The sequence below is a fragment of the Azospirillum agricola genome (genome assembly GCF_020005195.1).
In the GTDB taxonomy this organism is placed as follows: domain Bacteria; phylum Pseudomonadota; class Alphaproteobacteria; order Azospirillales; family Azospirillaceae; genus Azospirillum; species Azospirillum agricola.
In genome coordinates, this window is the sequence record NZ_JAIFZR010000006.1 from 256,323 (window position 1) to 263,830 (window position 7,508).

Annotated in this window: 8 protein-coding genes and 1 pseudogene; 1 reads left to right on the top strand and 8 read right to left on the bottom strand. The window is 69.2% G+C overall.

All coding sequences use genetic code 11. The features are described from left to right. Positions 1-27: 27 nt before the first annotated feature. From JN22_RS30060 to JN22_RS30070, 3 genes are read right to left on the bottom strand one after another with little or no spacing between them, the layout of a single operon-like run. Positions 28-771 carry an ABC transporter permease gene (locus JN22_RS30060; protein WP_085557584.1) on the bottom strand — a complete coding sequence of 248 codons (744 nt, stop codon included), beginning with the start codon at positions 769-771 and terminating at the stop codon, positions 28-30. Next, on the bottom strand, positions 771-1,790 hold the full coding sequence (locus JN22_RS30065; protein ID WP_085557585.1) for an ABC transporter substrate-binding protein: 1,020 nt from the start codon (positions 1,788-1,790) through the stop codon (positions 771-773). The genes JN22_RS30060 and JN22_RS30065 overlap by 1 nt, the downstream gene beginning before the upstream one ends. A gap of 40 nt (positions 1,791-1,830) precedes the next feature. Further along, positions 1,831-2,664, bottom strand: coding sequence for an ABC transporter ATP-binding protein (locus JN22_RS30070; protein ID WP_211099712.1), 834 nt, complete (start codon positions 2,662-2,664; stop codon positions 1,831-1,833). 205 nt (positions 2,665-2,869) lie between these two features. Here JN22_RS30070 and JN22_RS30075 point away from each other — a divergent pair, with 205 nt between their 5' ends. Continuing rightward, positions 2,870-3,589, top strand: coding sequence for a GntR family transcriptional regulator (locus JN22_RS30075; protein ID WP_085557586.1), 720 nt, complete (start codon positions 2,870-2,872; stop codon positions 3,587-3,589). Positions 3,590-3,640: 51 nt separating this feature from the next. Here the strand turns inward: JN22_RS30075 and JN22_RS30080 are convergent, their stop codons facing one another. The 5 genes and pseudogenes from JN22_RS30080 to JN22_RS35065 all read right to left on the bottom strand — a co-directional run bounded on the left by JN22_RS30080 (position 3,641) and on the right by JN22_RS35065 (position 7,504). Then, the gene (locus JN22_RS30080) at positions 3,641-4,297 is read right to left on the bottom strand and encodes a methionine ABC transporter permease (RefSeq protein WP_085557587.1); all 657 of its coding nucleotides are present in this window, start codon (positions 4,295-4,297) and stop codon (positions 3,641-3,643) included. Further along, the gene (locus tag JN22_RS35285) at positions 4,278-5,384 is read right to left on the bottom strand and encodes a methionine ABC transporter ATP-binding protein (protein ID WP_085557588.1); all 1,107 of its coding nucleotides are present in this window, start codon (positions 5,382-5,384) and stop codon (positions 4,278-4,280) included. Before JN22_RS35285 ends, JN22_RS30080 begins: the two co-directional genes overlap by 20 nt. 51 nt (positions 5,385-5,435) lie before the next feature. Next, positions 5,436-6,263, bottom strand: a complete 828-nt coding sequence (locus JN22_RS30095; protein WP_085557614.1) for a MetQ/NlpA family lipoprotein — start codon at positions 6,261-6,263, stop codon at positions 5,436-5,438. A 30-nt stretch (positions 6,264-6,293) separates the two neighbouring features. Continuing rightward, entirely contained in the window at positions 6,294-6,842 is a 549-nt protein-coding gene (locus tag JN22_RS30100; protein WP_085557589.1) for an OsmC family protein, read from the bottom strand. After that, positions 6,839-7,504, bottom strand: a pseudogene (locus tag JN22_RS35065) (PLP-dependent transferase). Before JN22_RS35065 ends, JN22_RS30100 begins: the two are co-directional and overlap by 4 nt. Between the last annotated feature and the right edge of the window lie 4 nt (positions 7,505-7,508).

Here is a 7,508-nt window from a genome sequence, read left to right on the forward strand (position 1 = left end):
TTTCCTCCGGTTTTGCGGGTTATCGGGTCAGGCGAGGTGCCAGTGGCGGTAGCGCCGCTCGATGCGGCGGAAGACGAGGCTTTCGGTGATCCAGGCGGTCATGCCGATGATGGCGACGCCCAGCAGCACCTGGGTGGCGTTGCCGATCTGGCCGCCCATCGCCACCATCCAGCCGATCCCCTGCGAGGCGCCCAGCATCTCGGCTGCCACCAGCGCCCGCCACGCCTGGCTGAAGCCGATGCGCAGCGCCGCGGTCAGGAAGGGCAGAGAGGCCGGCAGATAGACATGGCGGATCAGCTGCCAGCGGCGGGCGCCCAGCACGCGGGCGGCGCGCAGGTTGCCGTTGCGGATGGCGAGAAAGCCCTCCTGCACCGTCACCGCCATCGGGAACAGGGCGGCGACCACGATCACCATGGTGATGGCGACATAACCGAGCCCGAAGAAGATCATCGACAGCGGCGCCCAGGCGATAGGCGGGATCGCCATGAACAGGCCGGTCAGCGGGGCAGAGAAGGCGCGGAAGCCCGGCGACAGCGCACCGGCCAGACCCAGCGCCAGCGCCCCCAGCACGGCGACGGCGAAGCCGCCGGCCTCGCGCAGCAGGCTGGCGCCGACATGGGTGGCGAGCTGGCCGCTGTCGAGCCAGCGCACCGCCTCCGCCGCCACCGTCCAGGGCTGCGGCAGGACATAGGGCGGCAGGTTCCAGGCGGCCGCACTCCAGACCAGCAGCAGCGCCGGGAAGGCCGCCCAGCCGTAAAGCCGGGTCCGCATCAGCGGCCCGCCCTGCGGAGGTAGGAGCTGTCGACGATGTCCGCCGCCTTCATCGGCACCGGGATGAAGCCGAGCGCCAGCGATGTGTCCATCAGCCGCTGGATGAAGGCGAGGTCGCTCTCATCCAGCCGGTCCGACCAGCCCAGCCGCTTGCGCGCCTCGGCGGCGACCGCGGCGGGCGCGACCTCTGTGCCGTCGACGCGCTTGACCGGCTCCAGCTTGAACGCCTCGGCGATCAGGGCGTCGCCCTCGGCCGGGTGGTCGGACAGCCAGGCGATGGCCTTGGCATGGGCGCGCAGCAGCTTCACCATATCGCCCGGCCGGTCGGCCAGCGTCTTCTTCGGCGCCATCACCACGTACCAGGGATAGCCGGGCAGCGCCTGGTTGACGTCGAACAGCACATGCGCGGCACCGCGCAGAACCTGCTGGCTGATGAAGGGTTCCCAGGTGAAGGCGGCGTCCACCGTGCCGCTGTCCAGCGCGGCGTTCATGTTGCCGACCGGCATGGAGACCACCGACAGGTCGCGGTCGGGATCGAGGCCGGCGGCCTCCTTCAGCACGACGCCGCGCAGCAACACGTCCATCCCGCTGCCGCGCGCCACCCCGGCGACCTTGCGGCCGCGCAGGTCGGACAGCTTGGCGATGGCAGGGTTGTTGGCGATCACCGCCGCCTGTCCGTAATTCACTTTGGCCAGGATGCGGCTTTCCAGCCCGCGCGCCGCCCACTGGTAGACCGGCGGCGCGCCGATATAGGCGACGTCCAGTTCGCCGGCGGCCAGCGCCTGCTGGATGACCGGTCCGTCGCCGAAGGGCTTGGCCTCCACCGTCAGCCCCTCTTCGGCATAGAAGCCCTTGCGGTCGGCGACCAGCGCCGGAGCGTTGGCCATGGCGAAGACCCAGCCGATCCGGAGCGGCCGGCTGTCGGCCGTGGCGGCGGCCCCAGCCGGGGCGATGCCGGCGAGCAGGACGATGGAGCCGTACAGGGCGGCGGACAGGGCCGCGGCGAAAATCCGGTTCATGCGCGAAATCCTTCTGGTCGGGGCTGGTCCCGGCTGCGGCTCAGGCCGCGGCGACGATGGCGGAAATCCGCTCCAGCAGCGTGTCGGTCAAGGTGGTGAAGCGCTCCAGCCGCCGCGTCTCGCGCAGGCGGCGCGGGCGGCGCAGGTCGATGGCCAGTTCGCTGTGGATGCCGGCCGGCGCGATGTCGAGCAGCACGACGCGGTCGGCCAGGAACACCGCCTCCTCCACGTCGTGGGTGATGAACAGCACCGTCTGGCCGAGCCGGCCGCACAGCCGCAGCAGTTCCTCGTTCAGGGTGGCGCGGGTGATGGCGTCGAGCGCGGCGAAGGGCTCGTCCATCAGCAGCAGGCGTGGCTCCAGCACCAGGGCGCGAGCCAGCGCCACCCGCTGCTGCATGCCGCCCGACAGCTGATGGGGAAACTTGCCGGCCGCGGCCTCCAGCCCGACCAGCGCCAGCGCCGCCATCGCCTTGTCCCGCTGCTCCGCATCCGGCAGCCGGCCGGCCATCCGCAGGCCGAAGCGGACATTGTCGAGCACGTCGAGCCAGGGAAACAACTGCGGCGATTGGAAGACATAGCCGAGCGCCGGCATCTCCGGCGTCACCGTTTCGCCGTCGATGGTGATGCGGCCGGAGCTGGGCGGCAGGAAGCCGGACAGCAGGTTCAGCAGCGTGGTCTTTCCGCAGCCCGACGGTCCGAGCAGCGCCACGAACTCTCCCGGCCGGGCGGACAGCGCCAGCGAGCGGAAAACCGGGTGCGCACCGTCATAGGCGAAATCCACGCCATCGACGTGGAAGGCTGCACCGCTGGAGCGATCATCGGAAAAAGTCTCGAAACGGCTGCCGGATGGAGATGCCTGAATTCCACAGTCCATGTCCGTTTTATCCTCCCGATCAACCCCTTCAACTAGATAATACATTATAATACATATTATAAAATACGTAGCAACTAGGGAATTGAATCGGGATTCACGCGGCCGGCACCGTGGCGGGATAGACGCTTGAGCCGTCCCGTCGCCGGTGGCATCAAGGCGGCCTCGATCTGTTGGCTGGGTCGATCAATCGGGGAGGGACGCCAGAGTGCCCGTGGTGCGAGACAACGCGACGGCGCTGTACCGGCAAATCGCCGACCGGCTGCGCGACGAGATCGCGGCCCGCCTGTTCGAGCCGTCGGGACGGCTGCCGACGGAGAGCGAGATCGGGACCCGCTTCGGCGTCAGTCGCGTCACCGTCCGGCTGGCGCTCGACCGGCTGGAGGCGGACGGGCTGATCGAGCGCCGCAAGGGCAAGGGCACCTTCACCGCGGGCAAACGCGTGCAGCATCCGCTCGACCGCCTGCGCAGTTTCCACGAATCCCTGCGGCTTCAGGGGCTGGACGCCACGATGCGGCCGATCTCGGCGCGGATCGTCGCGACGCCGCCGGACCTGCGGGAGGATTTCGGCCCCCAGTGCCTGGAGGTCTGCCGCCTGCATCTGGTGGATGGCGAGCCGGTGGCCCTGGGCCGCAGCCTGCTGCCGTCGGCCCTGGAGCCGGTCGACTGGCAGGCGGTCGGGCACAAGCCGATCTACGGCATCCTGCAGGACATCGTCGGCAAGCCGGTCGGCGGCGCCGACATCGAGGTGAAGGCGGCGGCGGCCGATGCGGAGGTGGCGGTGGCGCTCGGCCTGCCGGCGGGCGCGCCGGTGCTGGTGATGGACCGCCGTTCCGTCTTCGTCGGCGGCGGCTGCGCCGACCGGTCGGTGTTCCACATCCGGTCCGAGCGCTACAGCTTCATTCTTTCCCACCGCTGGGAAGGGTAGGGTTCGGCGGTGGCCGGCGCCGCTCCGGCAATCACGTCACTGATTATGGCCTTAGCGGCGATGATCGACCCTGCGCGACAGCCACTCGCCGCCAAACTGTACCGAGGTCACCAGCACGATCAGGATCACGATGATCTCGAACAGCACCTGGGTCTCGTAGCGTTCGTAGCCGTAACGGATGGCGAGGTCGCCCAGGCCGCCGGCCCCGACCGCTCCCGCCATCGCCGAGGCGTTGATCATCGCGATCACGCAGACGGTCATGCCGCCGATCAGACCAGGCAGCGCCTCGGGCAGGATGACGTGGCGGACGATGTGCCAGCGGCGGAAGCCCATGGCTCGGGCCGCCTCGATCAGCCCATGGTCGACCTCGTTCAGGCTGACCTGGGCGACGCGGGTGTAGAAGGCGATCAGGTGGATGCTGAGCGGCACGATGGCGGCCCAGATGCCCAGCGTCGTGCCGACGATCAGCCGGGTGACGGGCAGCAGCGCCACCAGCAGGATGATGAAGGGGATCGCCCGGAAGACGTTCACCACCACCGACAGCCCTTTGTTGAAGCGCTGCCGCGGATAGAGGCCGCCGGGGGCGGTAGCAACCAGCAGCAGGGCCAGGGTCAGGCCGCTGGCGATGGCGATGGTGACGGACACTCCGACCATCGTCAGCGTTTCGCCGAAGGCGCGCAGATAGCGGTCAAACATCGTCGGCGACATAGCCGAGAACCTTCCAGCTGTCGGGGGAGAAGCGGGAGCCGGCGGCCGAGCGCATCGCCGCGACGGGAACGGCGATCACGAGGTCGCCCTGGGCATGGCCCTGGATGCGGTCGATGCCGCCATGCAGCAGCCTGGCATCCGGGGCGAGCGCCAGCAGGCTGGCGAGCGAGATGCCGTCGGGGTGGCTTTCGCCGGTGAAGCGCAGCGACAGCACCGCCTGCCCGCCGCCCTGCGCGGGCGGATCGGCTTGCAGCCGGCGGGCGATGTCGTCGGGCAGCCCGTGCCGGAGCGGGCGCAGCAGGGCGCAGGTGGCGTCGCCCTGCGGGGTGCCGAACACCGACCAGACCGGTCCATGCTCCACCCGGTGGCCGCGGTCCAGCACCATCACCTCGTCGCAGATGGCCCGGATCACCGCCATGTCGTGGGTGATCAGCACGATGGTCAGCCCCAACGTGGCGTTGATGTCGCGCAGCAGGCCGAGGATGGCGTGGGTGGTCTCGGGGTCGAGGGCCGAGGTCGCCTCGTCGCACAGCAGGATCTCCGGCCGGTGGACCAGCGCGCGGGCGATGCCGACGCGCTGCTTCTGTCCGCCGGACAGCTTGGACGGATAGACATCGGCCTTGTCGGCCAGCCCGACGAGATCCAGCAGCTCGTCCACCCGCCGGCGGACCTCGGCGGCGCCGACCCCGGCCACCTTCAGCGGCAGCCCGACATTCTCCCGCACCGTCTTGGCCGACAGCAGGTTGAAATGCTGGAAGATCATGCCGATGCGGCGGCGCAGGCGGACAAGACCCTCCTCGCCCAGCCCGCCGACGTCGATGCCGTCGACCAGCACCCGGCCGCCGCTGGGCCGCTCCAGCATGTTGATCGCCCGCAGCAGGGTCGATTTGCCGGCGCCGGACCGGCCGATGATGCCGAAGACGCTGCCGCGCGGGATGGCGAAGGACACCGCCTGCAGCGCCTCCACCCCGCCGGGATAGGTCTTGCGCACGCCGTCGAACAGGATGTGCGGCGAGGACGGGTCGGGTACGGCGGCAGTGACCGGATCGGCCACGGCCAGGGCCGCGGTCGCGCGTTTCCACAGCATCGCTGGTTTACCTTTTCTGCCGGGTTGGGCGGGTCATGGCGATGCGGCCGTTCAGAAGGCGGGGATCAGGATGCCCGCCAACTCCTTCTCGATGTGGGCGCGGACCTCCGGCGACTGGAAGGACTCGACCAGCGGCTTGACCCACGGCGCGTCCTTGTCCTGCTCGCGCACGACGATGATGTTGACGTTGGGATTGTTGTCGCGCTTCTCCTGGGCGATGCCGTCGCGCGCGGCGTTCAGCCCGACCTGCGATCCGAAGCTGGAGATGATCGCCGCGGCGTCCAGATCCTGGTAGGAGCGGGCCAGAACCACCGACTTCACCTCGACGATCTGCAGCTTGCGCGGGTTCTCCTTGATGTCGGCCAGGGTGGCGGTCTGGTTGTAGGCGTCGAAGCCGTCGCGCAGGCTCAGCAGCCCTTCGTCGCGCAGCACGATCAGCGCGCGGCTCTCGTTGCTGGGATCGTCGGGGACACCGACCCTGGCGCCGTTCGGCAGATCCTTCAGCGACTTGTATGTCTTGGAATAGAACGCGATGGGCGACAGATAGGTGTTGCCGACCACGGCCAGCTTGTAGCCGCGCTGGGCGATCTGGTCGCGCAGGAAGGGGATATGCTGGAAGGCGTTGGCCTGGAGGTCGCCGGTGTTCAGCGCCTCGTTGGGGCTGAGGGAGCCGGCCATCACCACCGGCTCGATCTCAAGCCCGCGCGGCTTGGCCACCTTGGCGACGATCTCCCAGATCGGTTCGCTGATGCCGCCGCGGATGCCGACCTTCAGATGGATGGGATCGGCAGCCCAAACCGTGGTGGCGGCGAAAACGGCGCCGAGTGCGGCACCGATGGACAGGGCGCGCGCGATGCGCCCGAAAAAACGACCCGTCATGGCGGACATTGCTCCGGAGTCTTCAGTGTATCAGACGTCGGCTGCCGCGATTTCCGGCTGCCGGTGGGAGATGGTGGAGACGACCTCCTGCGAGCGGCGCAGCAGGTTCAGGATCGGGCAGGTCCGTTCGACGGTCGCGTGAAGCTCCGCAATGGCCTCCGCGCTGGCGGGGGAGACGATGTGGATGGTGTAGCGCAGGTTCTGCGGATAGACCGGGATATGCTCGAATCCCGGCTTGCCGCCGCGCGGATCGAACACGCCCTCCACTTCGACCTCCAGGCTGTCGAGCGGCACGCCCAGCTCCGCCGCCTGGATCAGGGTGATGTGGGTGACGCAGCTGCCCAGCACGCCGAGTTGCAGTTCCGGCGAGGTCGGTCCCAGATCGTAGCCGGCGAAGTTGGGCGGGGCGTCGCTGATCACCTGATGGTCGCGGATGCGGATGCGGCGGATGCCGCTGCGTCCCTCGGCACTGACGCGGGCCGACAGGGTCGGCGGCTCGAAGCCGGGCTGCGCGATCCGTTCCTTGATCTCCTGATGGGCGATGCGCTTCTGAAGCAGATATTCGTTGAGCGTGCTCATGGACGCACCTCTTGCAAGGGGGATTTGATGGCGCCGCGCGTCTGGGTGACGGCGTCGAGCGCCTGGAGGATGTCCTCGCGGATGTCGGGCAGGTTCTCCAGCCCGATGGACAGGCGGATCAGCCCGTCGCCGATGCCGTGGCGGGCGCGCTCCTCCGCGCTGTAGGTGGCGTGGGTCATGCTGGCCGGGTGTTGGACCAGTGTTTCCGGCGTCGCCCAGGCTGACCGCGCGGGTGGCCAGCACCAGCCGGTTCATGAAGCGGATGCCGGCCTCCAGCCCGCCGTCGAGTTCGCAGGAGACCAGCCCGCCGAAGCCGCTCATCTGGCGGCGGGCGATGTCCTGGCCGGGGAGCCGGGCAGGCCGGGGTAATCGACGCGGCGCACTGCGGGATGGTCCGCCAGTAGCGCCGCGATGGCGGCGGCCGAGGCGCTGTGGCGCTCAACCCGCAGTTCCAGCGTCTTCAGGCCCCGCAGCAGCAGGAAGGCGGTCAGCGGCGCGATGGTGGCGCCGGTCAGGTAGCGCAGACCATGGCCGCGGATGCGGTCGATGATCGCCTTCGCTCCCACCACCACGCCGGCGATCAGGTCGCCGTGTCCGCCGAGGAACTTGGTTGCGGAATGAACCACCAGATCGGCGCCATGTTCGATCGGCCGTTGCAGCACCGGG